The organism is Bacillus siamensis KCTC 13613, assembly GCF_000262045.1.
Classification (GTDB): Bacteria; Bacillota; Bacilli; order Bacillales; family Bacillaceae; genus Bacillus; species Bacillus siamensis.
The window spans coordinates 87957-111931 of the sequence record NZ_AJVF01000040.1 but is presented as its reverse complement, the minus strand read 5'-3'; the positions used below and the strand labels follow the sequence as shown (position 1 = coordinate 111931).

Below are 23975 nucleotides of genomic sequence, written 5' to 3'. Positions count from 1 at the left end.
ACAATAAATATGAAAGAAGGCTGATGAGATGGAAACACAGGCTGCCATTATCGGGGGAGGTCCGGTCGGGCTCATGCTCGCATCAGAGCTTGCGCTTGCCGGAGTGAAAACGACTGTCATTGAACGATTGAAGAAGACGGTGCCCTATTCCAAGGCGCTTATTATGCATCCGCGCACACTGGAGCTTTTTGCAATGAGAGGCATATTGGAACGCTTTTTGGATAAAGGGACGAAGGTGTCATCCGGCCATTTTTCGATGCTGGATACACGGCTGGATTTTTCCCGGCTGGATTCTAAGCAGAATTATTCGTTAATGCTGCCTCAGGCTGATACGGAGCGGCTCTTGGAAGAATATGCATCAAGTTTAGGCGCGGATATTATCCGCGGAGCGGAAGCGGTGTCTGTTACGCAGACGGATGACGGAGTGGAGACGGTGTTCCGGGATGAAAGCGGTATCCGCACCCTGCGCAGCTTATATGCCGCGGGTACGGACGGAGCGGGGAGCATTGTCCGTAAACAGGCGGGCATCGCTTTTTCGGGCACTGATGCCGACTTAATAGGAACCCTCTGTGATGCCGTTTTGAAAACTCCGCCTGAATCTGCCTTTTTTTCAACGTGCGGTCTGGCGGGATCGGTTGTCATTGTCCCTCTTACGGACGGGCTTTTCCGCGTCCTGATCGTTTCTCCGCACGCTCCGCAAAAGCGGAAAGAAGAGCCGGTCACAGAAAAAGAGCTGAAAGAAGACCTGCGGCAGATATGCGGCACTGATTTCGGATTGAGTGATCCGGTGTGGACGTCAAGGTTCGGCAATGCCGAGCGTCAGGCTGAACAATACCGCTCAGGCCGGGTTTTTGTGGCCGGTGATGCGGCGCACATTCATTTTCCCGCAGGCGGCCAAGGGCTGAACACGGGGCTTCAGGATGCCTTCAACCTCGGCTGGAAGCTGGGGGCGCAAATGAAGGGGAAAGCGGCGCCTCATCTTCTGGACAGCTATCATCAGGAAAGGCACAGCGCGGGAAAAGAAGTGTTGCACAATATAAAAACCCAGATCAAGCTCATGGATTTTACCGAGTCGGGGATGGCATTAAGAGAAACGATGACCGCTTTGCTCGATTTTCAGGAGGCCAACCGTTTATTGGCGGGAAAAGTATCCGCGCTTGATCTGCATTATGAACCGGACCCGGAGCTTGCGCCGCATTTCCTGAACGGAAAACGGCTGCCCGATATAGAGCTGATTCTTCATGACGGCCGGCCGGCCCGGCTGTATGATTTTCTTCACAAGGGCGGCTTTGTGCTGCTGGCATTAAGAGGAAGCATTCCCGCCGGTATTGATACGGACAGCGTGGCGACTGTCAGGGCGGCGCTTTTTGAAACACGTATCGGCTGGGATGACGTCCATTCTGTTTTGATCCGGCCAGACGGCCACGCGGCTTGGGCGGCCGGCGGCTCGGGACGTGAAGCGGAAGAAACCGTACTGGCCGGTTTGGAGAGATGGGGACTTATCTGATACGCTTTTTTGCGCCTGTATGATTGTTTCTTCCGTAACAAAACGTTATAGTAAAGGAAACAATCCATATGGAAGGGTGACTCAGCAGTTGGACAGAAGACAGCCAGACCATGCAAAACACATGATTCTTGAGGGGCTGACAGACATTTTCCACGAGCAGGAGAGGTGTCAGGAGGACATCAGGGCGTCATTAGCCGGACGGATGGACGAACTCCGAGAAGAAAACGGCAAAAAACTTCAGCTGACCTTGACGGAAATACACATTTTATCTTGTATCGGAGATCATGAACCGATCAATGTCACATCAATAGCAGAAAAAATGAAGACGACAAAACCGACCGTGTCGAGAAGCTGCGCGAAGTTTTTGGAAGCCGGATTTCTGCGCAGAACCCGGCTGAGCGACAATAAAAAAGAAGTCTATTTCCGGCTGACTCCTGCCGGAAAAGAGCTGCATTCCCTTCATCACGAATACCACGAAATGATAAAAAAGCGGTTCTTGGCATTTTTGGACCGCTATACAGATGAAGAACTGTTATTTGCTGAACGGCTGTTCCGTGATCTTTCAGCAAACTGGCGCTCTGTAAATGGCGTCGGGCAGCTGTTGAAATAAAAAAACACGCATCCTTATGCGTGTTTTTTTATCCGGCTCATGTTCCTCTTTCTGCCCGGCCTCTATCGCCGTGCGCCTTTTTCAGCTGAGAAAGGTGGTGCAGCAGGCGATAGAAGGGCGGAAGCATGGCGATGACGAGAACGATCCTGATGACCTGAACCGCGACGACGAAAGTCGAGTCCTCATGCAGGGTGATCGAAGTCGCCGCCATCTCGGCGATTCCGCCGGGAGAGAAGGCGAGAACGGATGTAATCATGGAGATGCCCGTTAATTTAGAAACGGCAACCGCACTCAGAATCATTGCGGCGATTAATCCGACGGAGGAAATAAATCCGATCGTAAGCACTCTGGACACGCCGGTGAACATGCTTTTGTACATTTTTGAACCGATTGTGGCGCCAAGAAAAATTTGTGACAGCTGGTTCGCTTCCGGCGGCCACCAGGCCAGCATGTCTTTTCCCGCTAAGGCGGACACGCCGATTTCCGCGGCAGCAACGCCGATCATGCTGCCGAGCAGCCAAGGGGCAGGAAATTTCAGCCGTTTGGCGGCCTTACTTGCAAGCCAGGCAGCCAAAATAAATCCGGCCGTTAACAAGACGGGAATAAGGCCCGGATGTGAAGCTCCTGCTGAAACGGCTCCGGCTGATGTCTGAGCCGTACCGTTTTGTTTGGTAAATAAGAAAATGACGAGAAACGGTATTGTCATGACAACCAGAAGGACGCGTGTCAGCTGAATGAGACTTACAATCGCGGTGTTTGCGCCGACTTCCTGAGCGATACCGGGCATGGCGGATAAACCGCCCGGCGCTGTGCCTACAAAGCTTGTCATCATGTCCGTCCGGCTGAACCGAAAGAGCACATATCCGGAAACAAGCGCCATCGCGATAGAGAAAATCAGCATGAAGCCTACCGGAAGCCAATGATCCCGTAAAACTGAAAGAACGGACAGGTTCAGTTTTTGGCCGAGCTCGATGCCGAGAATCATTTGTCCCGCCGCAAGCCATCTGCGGTTAATCCCTCTTCTGTCAGCCGCCATGAACAGCCAGCGGGGCCTCGTCATGGAGAGGATGCAGCCGGCGGCAAGCGTTCCGAGCATCCAGGCGATCGACATTCCTGTAAGCGAAAGAAGAAACCCCCCTGCCGCACTGATGAGAATAAACCAGATATCCGTAAGGAGATGTTTGTCTTTCTTCAATGAAAACCCTTCTTCCTGAAACATTCATATTAAATTGTTAAGCTCGTTAACCTTACTATTACTATAGTATAGATTTTGAGATAAATAAATGATGAATTATTTCTCATAATCCATTCATTTTTCTTATCATAAACAAAAAAAGCTCCGGAGAAGGGGGAGTGCACCCTACTCCGAAACCTCGCCGGCCTTTCCTTTCCACACAAGGGTCAGTCCCAGACCGAGACATAAGACCACGCCTGCGAACAGAAACGGGAAGTGAATATTCATATCAAATAAAATACCGCCCAGAGCCGGGCCGAAAATGGTTCCTAAACTCGTGTATGTTGAATTCATTCCGGCGACAAATCCCTGCTGATTTCCTGCGATTTTCGATAGGAAAGTAGTCAGTGCCGGGCGCAGTAAATCAAACGCAAGGAATATGATACAGGTGACAGCAAGCACGGGCAAAAATCCTGACATCACCGTAGAAACGAAAGCCAGCACAGCCCCGATGACCAGACAAAGCTGAATGACTTTTTTCTCCCCGAGGAAGTTGACAAGCTTGCCGAATGCGAGCACTTGGATGATGACCGCAACAATGGAGCTGAACGTAATAATAACGGCGATATCCTTCGGCGTAAAGCCGAATTTATGGTTTGTAAATAAACTGAACACCGTTTCGTAGGCGGACAGCCCGAATGCCAGCACAAAGACGATAATAAAGGCGATCAGATAGCTTGGGTGAATCGACTTTTTCAAATCTTTTAAGAAGGTTGACTCTTTGACGCTTTCCATCTGCTGGGCGCGTTCCTCTTTAGTTAATGGTTCTTTCAGCATAAAGACAGAGGAAATCACTGCGATAAATGCAATTCCCGCCGCAAAGAAAAACGGCATACGGACACCGTGATCGGCAATAAATCCTCCTATGCCGGGCCCGATGATAAACCCTGTGCTGATGGCGGCAGATACATAGCCCATCGCCTTAGATCTTTCCTGCACTGTCGTAATATCTGCGACATACGCTGTAACAGCGGGCATGATAAAAGCGGCGCTGACGCCCCCCAGCACCCTTGCAAAGTACAAAACGCAGACATGTGTACCCAACCCGAAGGTCAGCTCGGATAATGCGAACAGAAACAGCCCGGCGAGAATCATGATTTTTCTGCCGAAGCGGTCAACCCATCTTCCCGCAATGGGGGATGCGATTAATTGCGCGACGGCAAAGGCAGCGACAAGGTATCCCATTGTGCTGCCTGTCAAGTGCATCACATTCATAAACAGCGGCATAACTGGAATAATTAACCCAATCCCTAAAAACGCAATAAATATGTTGCTTAATAAGATGATGAGTACAGCTTTTTGTTCTCTAATCGGTTTTTGCATGTTGTTTCTCCTTTGTCAGCTGTCCTGATTCTGTTGATCGGCATTGATGACTCCGTGAATAAACACAGAGATGGCTTCTTTTTGTAATTCTCTTCTTTGCTGAATGGAATCGTTTTTATATAACACATCCAAACCGTAAAAGACAGACAGCAGGATTTTCACTTTTGATTCGACATGATGAATGGACCAGCTGCCGTCTTGATTTCCCTCTGTTAAGATATCTCTCATCACATCGTCATATTCAATATCAATTTTATTGAGACGTTTTACGACCTCCTCTGACGTAAACGCGCTCGCATAAAACTCTTCGCTTGCTCTCATCAGCGGGTAATTGATGCTCATCCGGCTGAGCAGCTCTGCAAAGCCCGTCAGCTTTTCGGCAGCGTCTTTCAAGTCAGCTTCCATTTCCCTCCACGTCTCAATCATCATGCGGTGATCCTCTTCCATGATATGAAGAAACAGAAACTCTTTTCCTTTAAAATGATGATAAAGATTGCCTTTGCTGATCTCGGCCGCCTCTAAGATATCCCGAATAGAGGTTTCTGAATAACCTTTTTTTGCAAATAAGTCACGCGAAGCGGATACGAGCTTTTTCTTCGTCTTTTCGCTCTTTCCGGCGCCGCCTTTTGTACTTGTCACATCAAACAAATCCTTTCCGCCAAGTGAGGTTCGGTTCCTTAAAAACCGACCGGTTGGTTTATTTTATTATAAAGTGTTTTTGCTGATTATACAATGAAGAAGTTGTCCGTTTTTAGAGAGGATCACGCAGCTCGAAAAATAAACCCCATTCTCTTCTATTGAAAGAATGGGGTTTGTCTGCGGCCTGAATGCTCCCGGCGGGGGAGCGTTATTTCCCGGTATTTGCCTGGGTGTAGCTCGTGTTCGGTGCGTTTGATACCGTTCCCCCTGTATGGTGGGAAGGAGAGTGGGTCATATCGTATAAAAACCAGACGGCATGACGCTGCTCGTCAAATGCTGTTCGGGCAAATAACCGCTTCGCTTCCGGGTGTACTGCTCTATCGGATGCCTGCAAATAAAAATCATTCGTTTTCTGCTCATCATAAAACGCCGCCCTCAGTCCTTCTCTGTATGTGTGCGGACAATGTTCCGTCTGTTTCGGCGTCAACTGGTTTCCGGTAATTGAAGTATACAGTGAAGAGAAGGCGTGCAGGTGGCGCATTTCTTCCTCTCTGATATGTTCGATTCGTCTTCTGATTTCTGCGGTCGGCGCTTTTTCGGCTAATATCGAGTAGCAGATCACAGCGCTGTATTCGCCGTTAATGGATTTTATCAGATCTTTTATAAGAACAGAGTCGTCGCCGCAGACGGCTGTATAATGAAAAAAATTCTCGTGCATTGGACTCACCCCCGGATATTTATAGGGTATTATACGGCGATAGCCCGTGACATGTGCGGATGTCATGCTTATTCTTGATCAAGCGGCGATGTGATATGGTCATTATATGTATCGACAAACAGCCGGCCGTTGCTTCCGCGCACCGCGTATACGACCTCTTCGGGTGTAAGGTTTCTCTTGTCCAATTCTTCTCTGAGCCATTTTTCCGATACGTGGTTTTCTTCGAAATTCTTCGTCACCAGCTGGCCGTCCATAATGAGCTCAACGGCAAAGTTCTTTTCGTGTCCTGCAAAAATGCCGAGATCCTGTCTTGTAACGGGCGCGAATTCCGGTTTGACCTCCACTGACATGCTGCCGTTGGTTTCAATGATGGCCGTCTGAACCTGAGAAATGTCAAATACATCATTTACACGAAGCTGCTGGTTCAGATAGTCGAGGGTATAACGCATCGTTTTCATATTATGCTCAAGTATTTTTCCGTTTTGAATGATGATGGTCGGTTTGCCCGCAAAGAAACCCCTGGCAGTTCTGTTTTTCATAGAAAGATATGCGACAAGATAAATGATGACCACGAAAATCGTGTAAGCACTGACAGTAAAATGAATCGGCAGTTTTGTATTAAACGACAGATTGGCTGTGATGGCGCCGAGCGAGATGGCCGCAATGAAATCAAAAAGCGTCATCTGTGATATGGTTTGTTTTCCGAGTATCCGGGCGCCGATAAACAAAATGCTGAACGACAGAATCGTTCGCACAATCACTTCGAGATATTCTGACATCATATTTAATCCTTTTTGTCTTTAATTTGGTCAAAAACGATATGTTTTAAAACAGTCATCCCGTTTTTACCAGCAGATGAGATTGGTCATTTTCGTCAACTTTCGATAAAATGTAGAAAGATAAAAAGAGAGGGGTCTTCTAATTTGGGTGTTGAGTTTTTAGTAGGCAGATCGGGGAGTGGGAAAACGAGGCTGATTATCGACAGCATTCAAGATGAACTGCGCCGGGAGCCGTTCGGGAAACCGATCATTTTTCTAGTCCCGGATCAAATGACGTTTTTAATGGAATATGAGCTTGCTAAAACGCCGGATATCGGCGGCATGATACGCGCTCAAGTGTTCAGTTTTTCGCGTTTGGCGTGGCGCGTGCTTCAGCATACCGGAGGCATGAACCGTCCGTTTGTGACGACGACGGGTGTGCAGATGCTGTTGAGGAAGCTGATTGAAGAGCATAAGCACGATTTTAAAGTGTATCAAAAAGCGAGTGACAAAACCGGGTTCACTGAGCAGGTGGAACGGATGCTGACAGAGTTTAAGCGTTACTGTATTGAGCCTGAAGACGTCCGCCGCATGGCGGAAAGCGGAACGGCGTCAGAATATCGCGGGGAGCGGATGCTGTCTGAAAAACTTCATGACTTAGGCATTTTATATCAGCAGATGGAAAGAAGCCTCGCCGGCCACTATCTGCATTCAGAGGATTATTTGACGCTGCTCGCCCAGCAGCTTCCATTAGCGGATGTTGTAAAAGGCGCCAGAGTTTACGTCGACGGCTTCTATCAATTTACACCGCAGGAATTAAGGGTGCTGGAGCAGCTGATCATGCATGCTGAACATGTCACATTCTCGCTGACGGCGGACAGCCCTGCGGGAGAACAGGCACCGGATGAGCTCGATCTGTTCAGAATGACGGGAAGCACATACTATAAGCTTTATCAGACAGCAAAAGAATTGAATGCCGATATTTCCTGCAAGGAACTGCATGGCACGAAACGGCATCAGCATGTGCCGGAGCTTGCCTGTTTAGAATCGCAGTACGATGTGCGTCCCGCCGCGGCGTATACCGGCAGGCAGGAAGCGTTTACCGTCATACAGGCACAAAACAGAAGAGCCGAGCTTGAGGGTATTGCCCGGGAAATTCAATCACTTGTCCGGGACGGAGGATACCGGTACAGAGATATGGCGATTCTCATCCGCCAGCCGGAAGATTATAAAGATTTGCTGAAGGAAGTGTTTGCAGATTACGGGCTTCCTTATTTTATTGACGGAAAAGCTTCTATGCAGCATCACCCGCTTATAGAATTCATCCGTTCAAGTTTGGATGTCGTGAAGGGGAACTGGAGATATGAAGCGGTGTTCCGCTGTGCGAAAACCGAACTGTTATTCCCGCTTGATCAGCCGGTGCAGAAAATAAGAGAGCAGGTCGATCAGCTTGAAAACTATTGTATCGCCTACGGAATTAAAGGGGAGCGCTGGACGAACGGCGAGCGGTTTGTATACAGGCGCTTCGTATCGCTCGATGAGGATTTCGCGCAGACGGATCAGGAAATAGAGATGGAGCAAATGCTGAATGAGACGAGAGAATGGATGGCCGCGCCCCTCGTCCGGCTTCAAAACCGGATGAAAAAAGCGAAAACGGTTCAAAGCATGGCGGAAGCTCTTTATCTCTTTTTGGAAGACACCGATGTTCCCCTGAAGCTGGACCGGAAAAGGCAGCAGGCCGAAGAGGCCGGAAACATGATTGAAGCGCAGCAGCACAGCCAGGCATGGGATGCCGTTATCCAGCTTCTCGAGGAGTTTGCCGGCATGATGGGTGAAGATGAAATGTCTTTGGCGCTGTTCCAGCAAATGCTTGAAACGGGAACGGAATCACTTCATTTTTCTTTAATTCCCCCTGCGCTTGACCAAGTGTTTGTAGGGAATATGGACCTGTCAAGAACGTACGGCACGTCCTGCACGTTTGTCATCGGGGCCAATGACGGCGTTCTTCCGGCGCGCCCGGATGAAAACGGCGTGCTGTCCGATGATGACCGGGAGTGGCTGAGAGCGGTCGGAGTGGAGCTGTCTTCCGCGGGGCGTGAGCGCCTGCTTGATGAGCATTTTCTCATCTATATGGCGCTGTCAAGTCCGTCTGACCGTCTGTATGTGTCATACCCGATTGCCGATGCGGAAGGAAAAACGCTCCTGCCGTCAATTGTTGTAAACAGGCTTGGCGAGCTGTTTCCCGACCATCAGGAAAAACTGTCGGCTGCTGATCCCGAGCAGGTAAGCGAAGAAGAGCAGCTTCAGTATCTCGTCAATAAACAGGTGGCGCAGACGTATACGGCAAGCCAGCTCAGGCTGTGGACAAGAGAGTATGAAATCAGTGATGTATGGTGGAGCGCATACAATGTGCTGATGAAAGAGCCTGATCACCGGCGCGCGAAAAAGCTGTTTTCAAGCCTGTTTTTCCGCAATGAGGCGAAGCGTCTTGAACGTCCTGTTTCGCGCCAGCTTTACGGCGAGCACATTAAAGGAAGCGTCTCCCGGATGGAGGCGTTTAATGCCTGCCAGTTTTCTCATTTTGCCTCTCACGGGCTTCAATTAAAAGAGCGGCAGTTTTTCAAGCTGGAAGCGCCGGATATCGGACAGCTGTTTCACTCCAGCCTCAAGCTGATTTCAGACCGGCTTCGTGAGCAGAAGCTGGAATGGCGCGATCTGACGAAAGATCAGTGCCGGAATTTCTCCTATGAAGCGGTGGAACGGCTTGCGCCAAGGCTGCAAAAAGAAATTCTGCTCAGTTCAAACAGACACTTTTATGTGAAGGAAAAACTGCAGAAGATCGTCACGCGTGTCTCAGGCATATTAAGCGAGCATGCGAAGGCGAGCGGTTTCGTCCCGATCGGCCTTGAACTCGGCTTCGGGGGAAACGGTCCGCTGCCTCCGCTCACTTTCACGCTGAAAAACGGCTGTACGATGGAACTCGTCGGCCGGATCGACCGCGTGGATAAAGCGGAAAGTTCAAAAGGCCTGCTGCTTAGAATCGTGGATTACAAATCAAGCGACAAGGGGCTTGATCTGGCTGAGGTATATTACGGGCTCGCTCTGCAAATGCTCACGTACCTTGACTTATCGATTACACATTCAGCGGATTGGCTCGGCATGAAAGCGACACCCGCAGGCGTTTTGTATTTCCATATCCATGATCCGATGATTCAGGCCAGTCTGCCGATGGGGCTTGATGAAATCGAGCAGGAAATTTTCAAGAAATTTAAAATGAAAGGCCTTCTCCTCGGTGACCGGGAGGCAATCAGCCTGATGGACACGACTTTGGAGGAAGGACGTTCAAATATCATTAATGCCGGTTTGAAAAAGGACGGTTCTTTAAGATCCGATTCAGCCGCAGTCAGCGAACAGGATTTTCATCTCCTGACAGACCATGTGCGGCGGACATTTGAACAGGCGGGCGAAGCGATAACGGACGGGCTTGTGTCCATTACCCCGTATAAGCTGAAAGATAAGACGCCTTGTACGTACTGTGCGTTTAAATCGGTGTGCCAGTTTGATGAGTCTCTTAAGGAAAATGAATACCGCAGCCTGAAAGCGGAAAAAGACGGCACCATACTGGATTGGCTGAAAAAGGAGGCGGATGATGATGCAAATTCCTAAACCGAAAGACAGCATATGGACGGATGACCAATGGAGCGCCATCGTTTCTTCCGGCCGCGATATTCTGGTCGCTGCCGCAGCCGGATCAGGTAAAACCGCCGTGCTCGTGGAACGGATGATCAGAAAGATAACCGCGGAGGAAGATCCGGTTGATGTTGACAGGCTCCTTGTGGTGACCTTTACAAACGCCTCAGCAGCGGAAATGAAGCATCGGATCGCTGAAGCATTAGAAAAAGAGCTCGCCAAAAATCCGGGATCTCTCCATATCAGACGGCAGCTCTCTCTATTAAATCGGGCGAGCATTTCGACGCTGCACTCTTTCTGTCTGCAGGTGCTTAAAAAATATTATTATATGATTGATCTTGACCCGGGCTTTCGGATGGCTGATCAGACGGAAGGCGAATTGCTCGGAGACGAAGTCCTTGATGAGCTGTTTGAGGATGAATACGCAAAAGGGAGTCAGGCGTTTTTTGAGCTTGTGGACAGATATACGACGGACAGGCATGATTTGGATCTTCAAGATCTCGTCAAGCGGGTGTACGAGTATTCACGGTCTCATCCTGATCCTGAAGCGTGGCTGAAAAGCTTTGTCCGCCTATATGATGTGACGGAAGAAAGCAAAATGGAAGAGCTGCCGTTTTACGAGTATGTGAGAGAAGATGCTGAAATGGCGCTCTTCGGGGCAAAGCAAAAGCTTGAAAAGGCGCTTGAACTGACAAAAGCGCCCGGCGGGCCGGCGCCGCGCGCTGATAATTTTCTGGATGATCTTCAGCAGATAGAAGAGCTGATCAGCTGCCGGCATGACTTTGAGGCGCTGTATGAACGGGTTCCCGCGGTCACATTTAAGCGGGCTAAGGCGGTAAAAGGTGATGAATTTGACAAGGCGCTTTTGGATGAAGCGACCGATTTGCGAAACGGCGCGAAAAAACTGATCGAAAAATTAAAGACCGATTACTTTACAAGAAGCCCGCAAGATCATTTAAAGAGTTTAACAGACATGAAGCCTGTCATTGAAACGCTCGTTCAGCTCGTGATTTCGTACGGAAAACGATTTGAAGCGGCGAAACAAGAAAAATCAATCATTGATTTCTCAGATTTGGAACATTACTGTCTGGCGATTTTAACTGCGGCTGATGAAGACGGCCGGCGGGTGCCGAGTGAAGCGGCAGTTTATTATCAAGAGCAGTTCCATGAGGTTCTGGTTGATGAATATCAAGATACCAATCTTGTGCAGGAATCTATTCTGCAGCTTGTGAAAAGCGGGAATGAAGAGGCGGGAAATCTGTTTATGGTAGGCGACGTCAAACAATCGATCTACCGTTTCAGACTTGCCGAGCCGCTGCTGTTTCTCGGGAAATATAAAAGGTTTACAGAAAGCGGGGAAGGCGCGGGACAGAAAATTGACCTGAACCGAAACTTCCGCAGCCGCTCCGATATTTTGGACAGTACGAATTTCTTGTTTAAGCAGCTGATGGGCGGCAAAATCGGCGAAGTGGACTACGATGAACAGGCGGCATTGAAGCTCGGTGCGTCGTATCCGCCGAATGACGCGGCGGAAACGGAACTGCTGCTGATTGACAGTGCTGATGATGCAGACAGCTCCGAGGATGCCGAAGATTTTGAAACCGTGCATTGGGAAGCAAAAGCGATAGCCGGGGAGATCCGGAAGCTTGTCTCATCTCCGTTTAAGGTCTATGACGGCAAAACCAAAACACACCGGAATATCCAGTACCGGGATATCGTGATTTTGCTGCGTTCCATGCCATGGGCGCCGCAATTGATGGAAGAACTGAAAAACCAGGGCATTCCGGTGTACGCCAATTTGACGTCAGGTTATTTTGAAGCCGTGGAGGTGGCTGCGGCGCTTTCGGTCTTAAAGGTGATTGACAACCCGTATCAGGATATTCCGCTTGCTTCCGTACTGCGCTCGCCCATTGTCGGCTGTGACGAAAATGAACTTGCGCTGATACGCCTGGAAAAGAAAAAAGCGCCGTTTTATGAAGCGCTGAAAGCATATATAGCGAACGGTGACAGACATGACGAGCTGTATCAAAAGCTGAGAACATTTTATGACAATCTGCAAAAGTGGCGGTCATTCTCGACGAATCATTCGGTAGCTGAGCTGATTTGGGAAGTATACCGCGATACAGGATATTTTGATTATGCAGGCGGCATGCCTGGCGGAAAGCAGCGCCAGGCCAATCTGCGCGTCTTGTATGACCGGGCGCGCTCGTACGAAGCGACGGCGTTCCGCGGGTTATTCCGCTTTTTGCGGTTCATTGAACGGATGCAGGAGCGCGGCGATGATCTGGGGACGGCGCGGGCGCTCAGCGAGCAGGAGGATGTCGTTCGGCTGATGACGATCCACAGCAGCAAAGGACTTGAATTCCCCGTCGTTTTCACCGCCGGACTCGGCAGAAGTTTTAATATGATGGATCTCAACAAATCATACCTGCTTGATAAAGAGCTCGGTTTCGGAACAAAGTATATTCATCCGGAACTCAGAATCAGCTATCCGACTCTGCCGCTTGTGGCGATGAAGAAAAAAATGCGCAGAGAGCTTTTATCAGAAGAATTGCGCGTGTTATATGTAGCGCTGACAAGAGCGAAGGAAAAGCTGTTTCTCATCGGTTCCTGCAAAAACCGGGAAAAACAGCTGGCCAAATGGCAGGCGCAAGCGGACAGGGCCGATTGGCTTCTCTCTGAATTCGACCGCTATCAGGCGTCATCTTATTTGGACTTTATCGGTCCGGCGCTTATCCGCCACCGTGACATGGAGGCGCACAGGCCGCCGGGTCTTTCAGCTCCGGAGGATATCGCGCACGACCCGTCGCGTTTTCACATCCGGATGCTGCAGCAAAGTGAACTGCTGGAAGATAACCCAAAAGAACGGGCTGAAGAAAAGAGCAAACGTCTCAAGGCGATTCAGCAGGGTGAGCCGATTCCTGATTCGTTTTCATTTGATGATCAGGCGCGCCGTCTCCTTGAATGGGAATACCCGTACCGAGAGCTGACGGCTATCAGAACGAAGCAGTCAGTTTCTGAGCTGAAGAGAAAGCAAGAATACGAGGATGAATACAGCGGCCGCTCCCTCATCAAACCGTCAGGGGACACTCTTTTATACAAGCGTCCCAGTTTTATGATGAAAAAGGGGCTGACGGCCGCGGAAAAAGGGACGGCGATGCATACGGTGATGCAGCACATACCGCTGACGCACGTTCCGAGTGCTGAAGAAGCGGAGCGGACGGTTCGGACGCTTCACGAAAAAGAGCTGCTGACAGAAGAGCAGCGGGACGCTATTGATATCGACGACATTATACAGTTTTTCGAAACTGAAATCGGGAAAGACCTTCTCGGGGCGCGGCGGATTGATCGGGAGGTGCCGTTCAGTATGGCGCTTCCGGCCGGCGAGGTGTACAAGGATGCAAAAACGGCCGGTGAACCGCTGCTCGTGCAGGGGATTATTGACTGCCTCTACGAAACGGCGGACGGACTCTATTTGCTGGACTATAAAACAGATCGGATAGAGGGGAAATTCCGGAACGGATTTGAAGGCGCGGCCCCGATCCTGCAAAAAAGGTATGAAACACAAATCGAATTGTATACAAAAGCGATTGAACAAATTACAAAAACGAAAGTGAAAGGGCGTGCGCTCTATTTCTTCGATGGAGGTCACGTTCTTACACTGTAACAAGATCCGAAGCTCCTTTTTGGAGCGGATCTTTTTTTCTATCAGAAAAGTGAGGTGAATGCGGTATGCGCATTTTACATACAGCTGACTGGCATCTCGGCAAAACGCTTGAAGGCAGAAGCCGGCTGAGTGAGCAGGCCGAGGTATTGGAAGAGCTGAATACCATTGTCAAAGAAGAAAACATTGATGCGGTCATTATGGCAGGGGATGTATTTGATACGGTCAACCCGCCTGCGCTCGCTGAACAATTGTATTATGAAAGTCTTTCCGCGCTTTCTGACGGCGGAAAACGCCCGGTTGTCGTCATTGCCGGAAACCATGACAATCCTGACAGGCTGGCGGCGGCTTCTCCGCTAACAGATGAGCGGGGCATTCATTTAATCGGCTATCCGCGGACAGAACCGGTGCATATCGAGGTGCCGTCGGCGGACGAGCTGTTAGCCGTAGCTGCGCTGGCCTATCCGTCAGAAGCGAGATTAAACGAAGTGCTGTCTGATACGTTTGAGGAAAAGCTTCTTCGCGATCATTACGATGTGAAAATCAGAGAGGCGTTTGCCCGCATGTGCGGTCTGTGCCGGGATGATGCCGTGAAAGTCGCGGCGAGCCATATTTATGTCGCGGGAGGAAATCAGACCGATTCAGAGCGTCCGATTGAAGTCGGGGGCGCTTACACGGTCGCCGCTGAAAGCCTGCCGGCTGATGCGGCTTATGTGGCCCTCGGCCATCTCCACCGTCCGCAAACGATTAAGCGCGCCAAAACGGCTGCCCGCTATTCCGGCTCTCCGCTGGCATACAGCTTTTCAGAAGCCGGTTATGCCAAATCGGTGACGGTGGTAGAAGCGAAGCCCGGCGGAGAAGCGAAGTGGGAAGAGATTTTTCTGTCCTCGGGTAAACCGCTCGTCAAATGGAAAGCGCAGGGGCTGAGCGAGGTTCACGGCTGGCTTGATGAAGGGCGTGACCGGAATGCCTGGATCGATCTTGATATCCATTTGACGGATCAGCTTTCTCTTGAGGAAATTCACCGGCTGCGAAAGGCGCATCCCGGCTTTATCCATATCAGGCCGGTTTTTGAAGAAAAAGAGACCGGCAATGACCGGATTGAAGTGAAGCACATATCAATTGAGGACCGATTTAAGAAGTTTTATGAAAAACAAACAGGCGGCGCCGTGCCGGATGAGGAGATGGTCAAGCTGTTTTTAGAGCTTGCGTCAGCAGATGATGAGGAGGATGCGACATGAAGCCGATTCTGTTAACGATAAAAGGGCTTCACAGCTTCAGAGAGGAACAGACGATTGATTTTGCCGGACTGTCCGGAGCAGGCGTGTTCGGAATTTTCGGCCCGACGGGAAGCGGGAAGTCGTCGATCCTTGATGCTATGACACTCGCTTTATACGGAAAGGTGGAGCGTGCCGCAAATAATACGCACGGCATCCTGAACCATGCCGAAGATCAGCTCGCCGTCTCTTTTACATTCGCGCTTCAATCAGGCCACCGGGTGTCCTATAAGGTCGAGCGCGTTTTTAAGAGAACGGATGAAACGAAAGTGAAAACCGCCCTCTGCCGCTTAATTGAAATCAAAGACGAACAAACCGTGCTTGCTGATAAAGCGAATGAAGTGAACAAAAAGGTGGAAGAGCTTCTTGGCCTGACCATTGACGACTTTACAAGAGCCGTCGTGCTGCCGCAAGGGAAGTTTGCCGAGTTTCTGTCGCTTAAAGGCGCGGAAAGAAGACATATGCTGCAGCGTCTTTTTAATCTGGAACAGTACGGGGACAGGCTTGTCAAAAAACTGCGGAAGCGCGCGCAGGAAGCGGCGGCGAAAAAAAATGAAATGCTTGCCGAACAATCCGGCCTCGGAGACGCGGGAGAAGATGCGCTGAAGCAGGCGGAACAGCAGTTTCACGAAGCGAACGAACGGCTTGAAGCAGCTGAGAAGAAACGGGTCCGGGCAAAAGAGCGTTTTGAAAGTCACCAGGAGATTTGGAACCTGCAGACAGAAAGAGATGAATATGAGCGCCGCCGGGAAAAGCTTGAGGAAAGGCGCCCGTATATCACGGATTTGACTGAGCGTCTTAAAGAGGCGGAAACCGCTCTCGCCCTTGAGCCGTACGCAGAAAGCTATTTGGAAGCCGTACGCCGGCAGCAGCGCGCCGAACAGGAGCACGAACTGGCCAAACGGAAATCAGAGGCGGAAACCGCTTCATTTACCCGGCAAAATGAAGCCTATGAAGCGTGGCGGGTTCATAAGGCTGAACAAGAGCCGAAGCTTGTCAAGGAAGAAGAATTGTATCAAAGATTGTCAGCCGTTGAACAAAAGCTGCTTGAAGCAAAAAAAGAAGCGGAAAAAACAAAGGCGGAGCACCGCAAAAAAGAGGAAGAATACGAAGCCGCCTCGAAACAGCTGAACGCAGTGAAAGACCGCCTGATCCGCGGCCAAAACAGGCAGAATGAGCTGAAAGAAGAGCTGAAGGCAGTTCAGGTGACCGCTGATGAACGGAAAAAATGCCAGACCGCCGCACAGCTGTCAGCCGGCTTTCAGCAGACGCAGGAACAGATCACGAAAGAACGGGCCAATCTGACAACGCAGATGAAGAACATGGAGAAGCTGAACGGAGAAAGCGAGGCGCTCAGCGCAAAAACGAAAATGGAAGAAGAAGACATTACGCGCGCTTATCAAACGCTTCAAACCGTTTACCATATGGTTTGTGAAACGGAACGTTCACTGAAAGCCGCGGCCGAACGGGCCGGCAAAACGCAAGCCGACCTGCGCAGGCGCTCAGAGGAAGCGAGAACGGCTGCATTAACAAAAGAATTATCGGAAAAACTGATTGAAGGAAAGCCTTGTCCTGTATGCGGCTCGACGCAGCATGACCGTCCGCGCTCCGCTCATGAAACACATTCGCCAGATACGGATGTGCAGGAACGTTTGCAGCAGGTTGAAGCGCTGCTGTCCGAGGCGGCGGCTCTTTCTCAGGAAGTGCTGACAGCCAAGGTTGCATTAGAAGAGCAGTCGGGGCGTTTTACCGAAGAATGTCCGTTCCTGCAAAGCGCCCGGACCCCGGAGCTGGAAGCCGCTTCTTCCATCAGCGGCCGTCCGCTTGATGAAGCGTTCAGCGCCGTCCGCTTGGAATGGAAACAAATGAAGCAGGATATGCTGTCGGTAAAAGAGAAGGTCACGAGACTGATCAGCGCGTATCAGCAGACGGTAAAACAAGCCGAGCAGCTGGCTGAACGAATCCGCTATGAGGAGAAAGAAGCCGAGCGCCTCAGACATTCTTTACATGAGCTTGAATCACTGTCAGAAAGCCGCTTAAATCAGTACAACGAAGTCTGCGGGGATATCCCGGTAAATCAGGTTGACGCCTGGCAGGCTTCGATAGACGATAAAGACCGGCAGGCAGAAGAGTTTGAGAAGCGCATTGAAACAAGCATCGCATTTCTCAAGGAACATGAAGAAGAGAAGGAGCGGCTGCAGGAGAAGAAGCATCAGCTTGAACGGGAACGGCTCGAGCTTCACTATGCATCAGAGCGCCTGCAGCAGGTGATTGACGAGTATGAACAAGAGCTCGGCACGGCAGCAGAAGAAACATCAATTTCCGCAAAGCTTGAAGCGGTGCGGCAGGAATTACAGCTGTTAAAAACGAAAGAACAGTCCTTATTCGATGCACTGAAGCAGGCTCAGCAATCACTGAATGACGCAAAAGGCCGGGAATCCGGAAGTCTCATGTCACTGCGGGACGCTGAATCCGCCCTTGAGAAAGCGCAAAATGACTGGCGCGTGAGATCAAAAGATACCGGGTTTGCCGAGCCGGACCAAGTCAAAAAAAGCCTGCTTCCGCAAACCCGCGCGGAGGAAATGAAAACAGAAATTGATGAGTTTCTGGACACCTCAAAGCAGCTTTCGGCAAATATCCGCCGTGTCACTGAAAAATTAGCTGACCGCCGGGTAACGGAAGAAGAATGGACAGCATCGGTTTCTCTGCTGAAGCAGGCGGAGGCTGAGTCAGGCGCAGCCATGGAGGAAAAGGGCGCCCAGGCAAAAGCCTTTGCGGTTATGCAAAAACAGCATAAGCGCTTTAAAGAAATTGAAGCCGAACTGAAAAGCTGGCAGACACAGATTGACAGACTTGATAAGCTGCAGTCTGTATGCAAAGGCAATACATTCGTCGAATTTTTAGCGGAAGAACAGCTGGAAAGCGTGGCCCGGGACGCCTCTGCCCGGCTCGGAGCACTGACAAGGCAGCGGTATGCCATTTTAGTCGATTCAGAAGGCGGCTTCGTTATGCGCGATGACGCGAACGGCGGCGTCAAACGGCCCGTATCAAGCCTTTCTGGGGGGGAGACGTTTCTGACATCGCTGTCGCTTGCGCTTGCTTTGTCCGCCCAAATTCAGCTGCGGGGTCAATACCCGCTGCAATTTTTCTTCTTAGATGAAGGATTCGGGACGCTTGACCAAGGGCTTTTAGACACCGTTGTCACAGCGCTGGAAAAGCTGCAATCGGATAATTTGTCCGTCGGGGTGATCAGCCATGTGCAGGAGCTGAGAGCACGCCTGCCGAAAAAATTAATCGTGCATCCGTCTGAACCGGGCGGAAAAGGCACCCGGGTCACGTTAGAGATCATGTAAGAAAGGAGAAGGGATTATGGCCGATTCTGCCGAAGGCACATGTGAATTATGCGGCCGCCGCCATGTGCGGCTGACAGAGCACCACTTGACACCTAAGGAAGAAGGCGGGACATTCCTTCCGACCGCAATGCTCTGCATCCCTTGCCATAAACAAATTCACGCCCTTTATACGAACTGGGAGCTTGCGGCAAGGCTTGCGGGAATAGAAGAGCTGCGGCATGATCCGAAACTTGCGCGGTTTGTGAAATGGATCAGAAAACAGCCGCCGGAAAAGCTTGTGAAAACAAAAAAAGCAAAAGAACGAAAAAAACGCTGAACAAAAAAGCAGCCCTCTCTTTAAAGAGCGGCTGCTTTTTATGCGTTTCCGGCCACATTCTGATCGCTGACATCGGGGTCTATATAGTTTGTCGCATTGACAACGTTGTTTAATAACAGGAAATCTCCGGTATTGCCTGCTCCCGAACCGAGCGCAGATTTAGAAGAGCTTTTTGGAGAAAGGTAAAAGGAATCACCAAAGTTTACGACTCCGCCCGATATGGAATTGATAGCTATAGGTCCGGTAATTGCTGGCATAAACGACACCCTTTATAGAAGTCTCACCGTCATTATATGTCAAGTCTGCGGCGATTGTGAGCTCGGTGACTCGATCTGCCTAATATGTTTCAGCCTCGAATCGCCCAGCACGACCGACGTCGATCCGATTTGAACCACGGACGCTGACGTTACCCCTTGGACTTTCACATTTCTTACCCGAATCGAAGGGTTTTCATGGCTGAATGCACTTTGAACCCCCGTTTCCGGTAACGGCATGACGGCCGGCTGCCGAAAGATCTGGTATTCTTTTGTGTTAAACGAGCCCTCATCGTCTCTGTATACAGCAACACTGCGCTGATCGGCCAATACTTTGACCTTCATATTGATTTCATTCGAATCGCCTGCTTGAAAAACACTCCCCATCCCGATTGCATTGACTTTGGCGCTTCTGAGGCGTGAAATCCGATGTAACATTATTCCGGCGCCAGCGGCACAAGAGGCCCGATAATGAGGGATTCCGGAGGCGTGTCAAAGATGGAGGACAGATAGACGGAATCGGTATCGCCGATTAATAATAAGGCTGAACTGGAAACACCGGTAGACCGGATGTCGCCGACTTCAATATTCCGGTTAATCACTGTAAAAATCATGACGGATCATCACCTTTCATTTCACCTGGTATGTGTTTAATAAAATGCTCGACGGCCCTGACAATATCACGCTTCACGTGTTCGGCAATCTGCTCGGCGTATTGCGCTGGCGGCGTGTTTTCTTCTTTCGGGACTTGGGACAGATAATACTTAATCCGGCTGTCCATCTGCTTTCTGATATCTTCTATAATATGATATTTGTTCGTTTCGTCCAGCCTGCTCTCATACTGTGTTTCGAGCTGTTCTAACAGCACGGGGATTTCTTCATTCAGGTACATATCGACGTTTTGACGGATTTGCTGCATTTGCTGGCCCGCCTGTTCCTGCTGCATCATTCCGACCTGCGGAGATGTCTGGCCGACTTCAAAATTTTGCACGGCATTCGGATCAGTCGGATTCAATCCGATATTCAGCGTTCCTTCCAGCCGTTCAATTTTCAGCTGATCAAATTTATACTCGAGCCGATCAATCCTTGTGGAAGGCTGCTGTTTCAGCGTTGATATTTCACTCTGAAATTCTTTCAGCTGCCGTTCGAGCTCCTGAATCTGAAGCGCCTGCTGCTGGACGAAGGAATTTAAATTCTGCAGGTAGGATGAAACCGATTGATCATACATGACATTCACCTCGCGTCTCGTTTCTTTCATTGAACTACCGACTTAGCGGTGGCTGAAGCGGTACAAATGATGAGGCGCCGGGGCCTCCCCCTGTTGTTACAGTCTGCTGCCCCGCGGTGACAGGCGGCGCCGGCTCTGCATAACTCCCTGTGTTATACAGATTGGAAAGAGATTTAATTGAACCGGCGCTCCCGATTTGCAGTATGGAGGAATTGCTGACAGATTCTACACGCATGTAATTGATATGGATCGACTGATTGACGTAAAAATTCATACGGCGCCTCCTTTATGCGTTACCTGCCATCGGCTGATCGATTACATCATTATCGTACACATTCGTTGTATTCCTGTAATTCGTCAGTGTGAGATTGTCTCCGGTATTAAAGCTGCCCGCTCCGGCAAATGTCTTAACCTCTGCTTTTGGAGAAATGGTGATGCAGTCGCCTATATGAACGACTCCGCTCGTACCGACGGCATTAATTTTAAACGCTCCGACAATTGCGGGCATACGAGCACATCCTTTTCGTGAAGATTTTAATGAAATACACTCCAGGAGCTTATTTGGGATGCCTGCCTAATATAGCTTATGACAAACGCACATTTTTGTGAGCGGAAAAAACTTTAGACATAAAAAAACACCGGCGCTTTACGCATGCCGGGTCTTAAAAAACAAATGGCTCAGATCTATATACATATCATGTTTATGAGAAAGCCTGTTTTTTTCCTGCTGTGTAATCCGGCTGAATCTGTGCGGCCGGGTTCATCCCGCCGTCTTTCGTTTGTTGGATGAGCCCGCCTCGGCACCCGTTTAAGAGGCTGTCCAGCTCCTGGCTGCACCTGATGGTCTCCGTCGCATTGATTCCGAATTTTTGCGCTGTCTCGAATAAAGTCAATCTTTTTTCTTCAATTTTTCTGTTCATCGTGCGATCTCCAATTCTCGATTATTTTGGAAAACATAGGATGATAATAGTATAACCTATTTTGGCTGGGAAGGTTTTATTTCGTCAATATGACTAAAAAAGTGACAATTTTTGATACTCTTTTACGATGATATTCAGCCTGTTCAAAAGAGGAATTTCCCGCCTGCAGAAAGAATACATAAAAGATGCCAGATTTAAAAATGATGGGGGATTAACATGAAATTTGCGACAGGGGAACTGAACAGCCGGAAATTTGTCGGTCTGATCATTGATGATGACAAAATCTTAGATCTGCAAAAGGCTGAAAAGAAACTGTTTGAACTTGAGACGATTCCGGGTTCGCTGATCGAGTGCATTCAAAAGGGGGAAAAGTTTGTCAATCATGCCGGACAGCTTGCGGAATGGGCGAAAAAACCGAATGATGAGTCGGGTTCATTTATGTATGCGCTGTCTGACGTGAAGCTCTGCGCGCCTATTCCGAGACCTTCAAAGAACGTGATCTGCATCGGGAAAAATTACCGTGATCATGCCGTTGAAATGGGAAGCGAGGCGGATATTCCGGAGCATCCCATGGTCTTTACAAAAGCCCCGACCGCCGTTACGGGTCACGGAGAAACGGTGAAAAGCCACTTGGACGTAACGGAGCAGCTTGATTATGAAGGGGAGCTTGCGGTTATCATATCAAAAAGCGGATCGCACATCTCCAAAGAACATGCGCTCGATCATATATTCGGCTATACCATAGTAAATGATATAACAGCGCGCGATCTGCAGAAAAAGCATCAACAGTTTTTCATCGGCAAAAGCCTTGATACGACATGCCCGATGGGACCGGTTATTGTACATAAGTCAGCTGTCAGTGATCCGCAAAGCCTGCAAGTTGAAACGCGGGTCAACGGGGAACTGCGCCAATCAGGATCAACGGGCGACATGATTTTTCCGATTGCTGAATTAATCGAGACGCTGTCAAAAGGAATGACGCTTGAAGCCGGGGACATTATCGCGACGGGGACGCCGTCCGGTGTCGGGAAAGGATTTAAGCCGCCGACATTTTTACAGCCGGGAGACCGCATTGACATTACAATTGAACCGATCGGCACACTGTCGAACCAAATCGGATAATTGAGTGTTTTTCTTGAGAATGATTATGCTCACAGAGGCTTGTTGTGGTACCATAAGTGAGGCAGATTGATCTGATAGGGGGAATTGAACATAATGACACATTGGCATATTACTTCATGGGTCGTTGCGCTTATCCTGGTGTTTGTCAGCTACGGGCTGTACGGCTCCGGAAAAGCGAAGGGCGCAAAAATAACGCATATGATTCTGCGCTTATTCTACATTATTATTATTCTGACCGGCGCTGAACTGTTTGTCCGTTTTGCGAATTGGAACGGAGAGTACGCCGGAAAAATGCTGCTCGGCATCATTACCATCGGACTGATGGAAATGCTCGTCATCCGCAAGAAAAAAGGCAAATCGACTGGAGGACTGTGGATCGGTTTTATTATCGTGCTTATCCTGACGGTGCTTCTCGGCCTTCACTTGCCGATCGGCTTCCGCATATTTTAATCAATCGCTTGAAAACCCGGATGCAATCCGGGTTTTCTTATTTATGCATACATTCTGCGCAACTGGGCCGCTGAATGAGAAATGCCGTGACAGGAGGATGCTGATGAAGCGAAGGAGATGTGCAGGATGCCAAAAGCGTCAATCACTCTTGTGACCGCAAAAGCTACGGCTGTGAAGGGTAAAAGCGGGCGTCAATCAGCGTGAAAAACAAAGCTAAATACCACAGGCGGCACCTATTTAAAAGGCACCGCCTGTTTTTTACGCTGTTCCGCCGTGTTTGGCCGCTGAATACATAATGGAGCGCCGCCCGTCAGATGCCGTCCATTCAAATCTGTCATGCTTACCCGGGCTGCCGCGGTGATGCTGCAGGGCGCATTGGGCGTCATCTGCCGAAAAGTGATAAAACGAGACCCCTTCACCGGAAAACAGCGGCTGATTGTAGGAAAATACGCAATCATATACAGATAGGCCGAACCCGTGCAGATGGCTGAGAAACAGCAGAAACGTTTCATCGTCCAGCGAATCGAGCAAGGTTAACAGCGGCCGTTTGACTGCCTTCTCATACCGGATCTCTTCTCCGCCGAACAGGGCAACCGTGTCTGCGCCGATTTCGGCCGCAGCGCCGTGAATCTGGGCCGGCTGCCATCTGCCGTCACGTTTCATCAAGACGGCGGCGTTTCCTAGACTGTCTGCCAGCAGGATATCACCCTCATCGTTTTCGACGAGACAGATGCCGTCTTCTATTATCAGAGTGCCGCGCCCCCATTTGTTTTTTTCTGAGAAAAGCTGTTTTCGTTTCATATCCGTGCCGGTCTCCTTTGTTTGTTTCTTCTCTTCCGTTCTTTCCAAATCAGGCTTGTCTCATACAACTCTTAGTGGGACAAATCAACTATCTGCGTTTCTTTGCATAAA

General features: G+C 49.8%; 22 protein-coding genes. 9 read left to right on the top strand and 13 right to left on the bottom strand.

Features of this window, described 5'->3' with window-relative positions:
- The first annotated feature begins 28 nt into the window (after positions 1-28).
- Together Y79_RS0114260 and Y79_RS0114255 are read left to right on the top strand one after the other, a co-directional pair.
- Positions 29-1507, top strand: a complete 1479-nt coding sequence (locus tag Y79_RS0114260) for a monooxygenase (protein ID WP_016938298.1) — start codon at positions 29-31, stop codon at positions 1505-1507.
- 88 nt (positions 1508-1595) lie between these two features.
- Positions 1596-2117 (top strand): MarR family transcriptional regulator, encoded by a 522-nt coding sequence (locus tag Y79_RS0114255; protein WP_016938297.1) that lies wholly within the window; start codon positions 1596-1598, stop codon positions 2115-2117.
- 37 nt (positions 2118-2154) lie between these two features.
- Here the strand turns inward: Y79_RS0114255 and Y79_RS0114250 are convergent, their stop codons facing one another.
- The 5 genes from Y79_RS0114250 to Y79_RS0114230 form a co-directional block, all read right to left on the bottom strand.
- A complete protein-coding gene (locus Y79_RS0114250; RefSeq protein WP_016938296.1) occupies positions 2155-3312 on the bottom strand; it encodes an AbrB family transcriptional regulator in 1158 nt (385 codons plus the stop codon).
- Between the two features lie 165 nt (positions 3313-3477).
- Positions 3478-4674: an MFS transporter gene (locus tag Y79_RS0114245; protein ID WP_016938295.1), complete on the bottom strand. Its 1197-nt coding sequence runs from the start codon at positions 4672-4674 to the stop codon at positions 3478-3480.
- A 15-nt stretch (positions 4675-4689) separates the two neighbouring features.
- The gene (locus tag Y79_RS0114240; protein WP_029575330.1) at positions 4690-5313 is read right to left on the bottom strand and encodes a TetR/AcrR family transcriptional regulator; all 624 of its coding nucleotides are present in this window, start codon (positions 5311-5313) and stop codon (positions 4690-4692) included.
- A 208-nt stretch (positions 5314-5521) separates the two neighbouring features.
- On the bottom strand, positions 5522-6031 hold the full coding sequence (locus Y79_RS0114235; RefSeq protein ID WP_016938293.1) for a ferritin-like domain-containing protein: 510 nt from the start codon (positions 6029-6031) through the stop codon (positions 5522-5524).
- Positions 6032-6099: 68 nt separating this feature from the next.
- Complete coding sequence (locus tag Y79_RS0114230; RefSeq protein ID WP_016938292.1) at positions 6100-6813, bottom strand: DUF421 domain-containing protein; 714 nt, start codon at positions 6811-6813, stop codon at positions 6100-6102.
- A gap of 141 nt (positions 6814-6954) precedes the next feature.
- Here Y79_RS0114230 and addB point away from each other — a divergent pair, with 141 nt between their 5' ends.
- The 5 genes from addB (at position 6955) to Y79_RS0114205 (ending at position 19089) form a co-directional block, all read left to right on the top strand.
- Positions 6955-10455, top strand: a complete 3501-nt coding sequence (addB, locus tag Y79_RS0114225) for a helicase-exonuclease AddAB subunit AddB (protein WP_016938291.1) — start codon at positions 6955-6957, stop codon at positions 10453-10455.
- Entirely contained in the window at positions 10442-14146 is a 3705-nt protein-coding gene (gene addA, locus Y79_RS0114220) for a helicase-exonuclease AddAB subunit AddA (protein WP_029575329.1), read from the top strand. Before addB ends, addA begins: the two co-directional genes overlap by 14 nt.
- Before the next feature lie 65 nt (positions 14147-14211).
- Entirely contained in the window at positions 14212-15384 is a 1173-nt protein-coding gene (sbcD, locus tag Y79_RS0114215) for an exonuclease subunit SbcD (protein WP_016938289.1), read from the top strand.
- Entirely contained in the window at positions 15381-18773 is a 3393-nt protein-coding gene (gene sbcC, locus Y79_RS0114210; RefSeq protein ID WP_016938288.1) for an exonuclease subunit SbcC, read from the top strand. The genes sbcD and sbcC overlap by 4 nt, the downstream gene beginning before the upstream one ends.
- A 16-nt stretch (positions 18774-18789) precedes the next feature.
- On the top strand, positions 18790-19089 hold the full coding sequence (locus tag Y79_RS0114205) for a hypothetical protein (protein ID WP_016938287.1): 300 nt from the start codon (positions 18790-18792) through the stop codon (positions 19087-19089).
- A gap of 38 nt (positions 19090-19127) precedes the next feature.
- Here Y79_RS0114205 and Y79_RS0114200 read toward each other — a convergent pair whose 3' ends face one another.
- The 7 genes from Y79_RS0114200 to Y79_RS0114170 all read right to left on the bottom strand — a co-directional run bounded on the left by Y79_RS0114200 (position 19128) and on the right by Y79_RS0114170 (position 21491).
- The gene (locus Y79_RS0114200) at positions 19128-19346 is read right to left on the bottom strand and encodes a spore germination protein (protein ID WP_013351765.1); all 219 of its coding nucleotides are present in this window, start codon (positions 19344-19346) and stop codon (positions 19128-19130) included.
- Between the two features lie 39 nt (positions 19347-19385).
- Positions 19386-19781 carry a spore germination protein GerPE gene (locus tag Y79_RS0114195; protein WP_016938286.1) on the bottom strand — a complete coding sequence of 132 codons (396 nt, stop codon included), beginning with the start codon at positions 19779-19781 and terminating at the stop codon, positions 19386-19388.
- Complete coding sequence (locus tag Y79_RS0114190) at positions 19781-19957, bottom strand: hypothetical protein (protein ID WP_016938285.1); 177 nt, start codon at positions 19955-19957, stop codon at positions 19781-19783. The genes Y79_RS0114195 and Y79_RS0114190 overlap by 1 nt, the downstream gene beginning before the upstream one ends.
- Positions 19954-20571: a spore germination protein GerPC gene (gene gerPC, locus Y79_RS0114185; protein WP_016938284.1), complete on the bottom strand. Its 618-nt coding sequence runs from the start codon at positions 20569-20571 to the stop codon at positions 19954-19956. The genes Y79_RS0114190 and gerPC overlap by 4 nt, the downstream gene beginning before the upstream one ends.
- A 34-nt stretch (positions 20572-20605) precedes the next feature.
- Entirely contained in the window at positions 20606-20845 is a 240-nt protein-coding gene (locus Y79_RS0114180) for a spore germination protein GerPB (RefSeq protein ID WP_016938283.1), read from the bottom strand.
- Positions 20846-20857: 12 nt separating this feature from the next.
- Positions 20858-21079: a spore germination protein gene (locus tag Y79_RS0114175; protein ID WP_016938282.1), complete on the bottom strand. Its 222-nt coding sequence runs from the start codon at positions 21077-21079 to the stop codon at positions 20858-20860.
- Between the two features lie 193 nt (positions 21080-21272).
- Positions 21273-21491 carry an aspartyl-phosphate phosphatase Spo0E family protein gene (locus Y79_RS0114170; protein WP_016938281.1) on the bottom strand — a complete coding sequence of 73 codons (219 nt, stop codon included), beginning with the start codon at positions 21489-21491 and terminating at the stop codon, positions 21273-21275.
- Positions 21492-21707: 216 nt separating this feature from the next.
- Between Y79_RS0114170 and Y79_RS0114165 the strand changes: the two genes are divergently transcribed.
- Positions 21708-22613, top strand: a complete 906-nt coding sequence (locus Y79_RS0114165) for a fumarylacetoacetate hydrolase family protein (protein WP_016938280.1) — start codon at positions 21708-21710, stop codon at positions 22611-22613.
- Between the two features lie 93 nt (positions 22614-22706).
- On the top strand, positions 22707-23063 hold the full coding sequence (locus Y79_RS0114160; RefSeq protein WP_016938279.1) for a YisL family protein: 357 nt from the start codon (positions 22707-22709) through the stop codon (positions 23061-23063).
- Positions 23064-23321: 258 nt separating this feature from the next.
- Here the strand turns inward: Y79_RS0114160 and Y79_RS0114155 are convergent, their stop codons facing one another.
- The gene (locus Y79_RS0114155) at positions 23322-23864 is read right to left on the bottom strand and encodes a DUF2777 family protein (protein ID WP_032864851.1); all 543 of its coding nucleotides are present in this window, start codon (positions 23862-23864) and stop codon (positions 23322-23324) included.
- Positions 23865-23975: the final 111 nt, after the last annotated feature.

What these genes read in the sequence shown, in the direction of transcription:
- Y79_RS0114260 (WP_016938298.1), top strand. Translation starts at nt 29, where the DNA reads ATGGAAACACAGGCTGCCATTATCGGGGGAGGTCCGGTCGGGCTCATG.
- Y79_RS0114245 (WP_016938295.1), bottom strand. Translation starts at nt 4,674, where the DNA reads ATGCAAAAACCGATTAGAGAACAAAAAGCTGTACTCATCATCTTATTA.
- Y79_RS0114235 (WP_016938293.1), bottom strand. Translation starts at nt 6,031, where the DNA reads ATGCACGAGAATTTTTTTCATTATACAGCCGTCTGCGGCGACGACTCT.
- Y79_RS0114230 (WP_016938292.1), bottom strand. Translation starts at nt 6,813, where the DNA reads ATGATGTCAGAATATCTCGAAGTGATTGTGCGAACGATTCTGTCGTTC.
- addA (WP_029575329.1), top strand. Translation starts at nt 10,442, where the DNA reads ATGCAAATTCCTAAACCGAAAGACAGCATATGGACGGATGACCAATGG.
- sbcD (WP_016938289.1), top strand. Translation starts at nt 14,212, where the DNA reads ATGCGCATTTTACATACAGCTGACTGGCATCTCGGCAAAACGCTTGAA.
- sbcC (WP_016938288.1), top strand. Translation starts at nt 15,381, where the DNA reads ATGAAGCCGATTCTGTTAACGATAAAAGGGCTTCACAGCTTCAGAGAG.
- Y79_RS0114205 (WP_016938287.1), top strand. Translation starts at nt 18,790, where the DNA reads ATGGCCGATTCTGCCGAAGGCACATGTGAATTATGCGGCCGCCGCCAT.
- Y79_RS0114200 (WP_013351765.1), bottom strand. Translation starts at nt 19,346, where the DNA reads ATGCCAGCAATTACCGGACCTATAGCTATCAATTCCATATCGGGCGGA.
- Y79_RS0114195 (WP_016938286.1), bottom strand. Translation starts at nt 19,781, where the DNA reads ATGTTACATCGGATTTCACGCCTCAGAAGCGCCAAAGTCAATGCAATC.
- Y79_RS0114190 (WP_016938285.1), bottom strand. Translation starts at nt 19,957, where the DNA reads ATGATTTTTACAGTGATTAACCGGAATATTGAAGTCGGCGACATCCGG.
- gerPC (WP_016938284.1), bottom strand. Translation starts at nt 20,571, where the DNA reads ATGTATGATCAATCGGTTTCATCCTACCTGCAGAATTTAAATTCCTTC.
- Y79_RS0114180 (WP_016938283.1), bottom strand. Translation starts at nt 20,845, where the DNA reads ATGAATTTTTACGTCAATCAGTCGATCCATATCAATTACATGCGTGTA.
- Y79_RS0114175 (WP_016938282.1), bottom strand. Translation starts at nt 21,079, where the DNA reads ATGCCCGCAATTGTCGGAGCGTTTAAAATTAATGCCGTCGGTACGAGC.
- Y79_RS0114170 (WP_016938281.1), bottom strand. Translation starts at nt 21,491, where the DNA reads ATGAACAGAAAAATTGAAGAAAAAAGATTGACTTTATTCGAGACAGCG.
- Y79_RS0114165 (WP_016938280.1), top strand. Translation starts at nt 21,708, where the DNA reads ATGAAATTTGCGACAGGGGAACTGAACAGCCGGAAATTTGTCGGTCTG.
- Y79_RS0114160 (WP_016938279.1), top strand. Translation starts at nt 22,707, where the DNA reads ATGACACATTGGCATATTACTTCATGGGTCGTTGCGCTTATCCTGGTG.
- Y79_RS0114155 (WP_032864851.1), bottom strand. Translation starts at nt 23,864, where the DNA reads ATGAAACGAAAACAGCTTTTCTCAGAAAAAAACAAATGGGGGCGCGGC.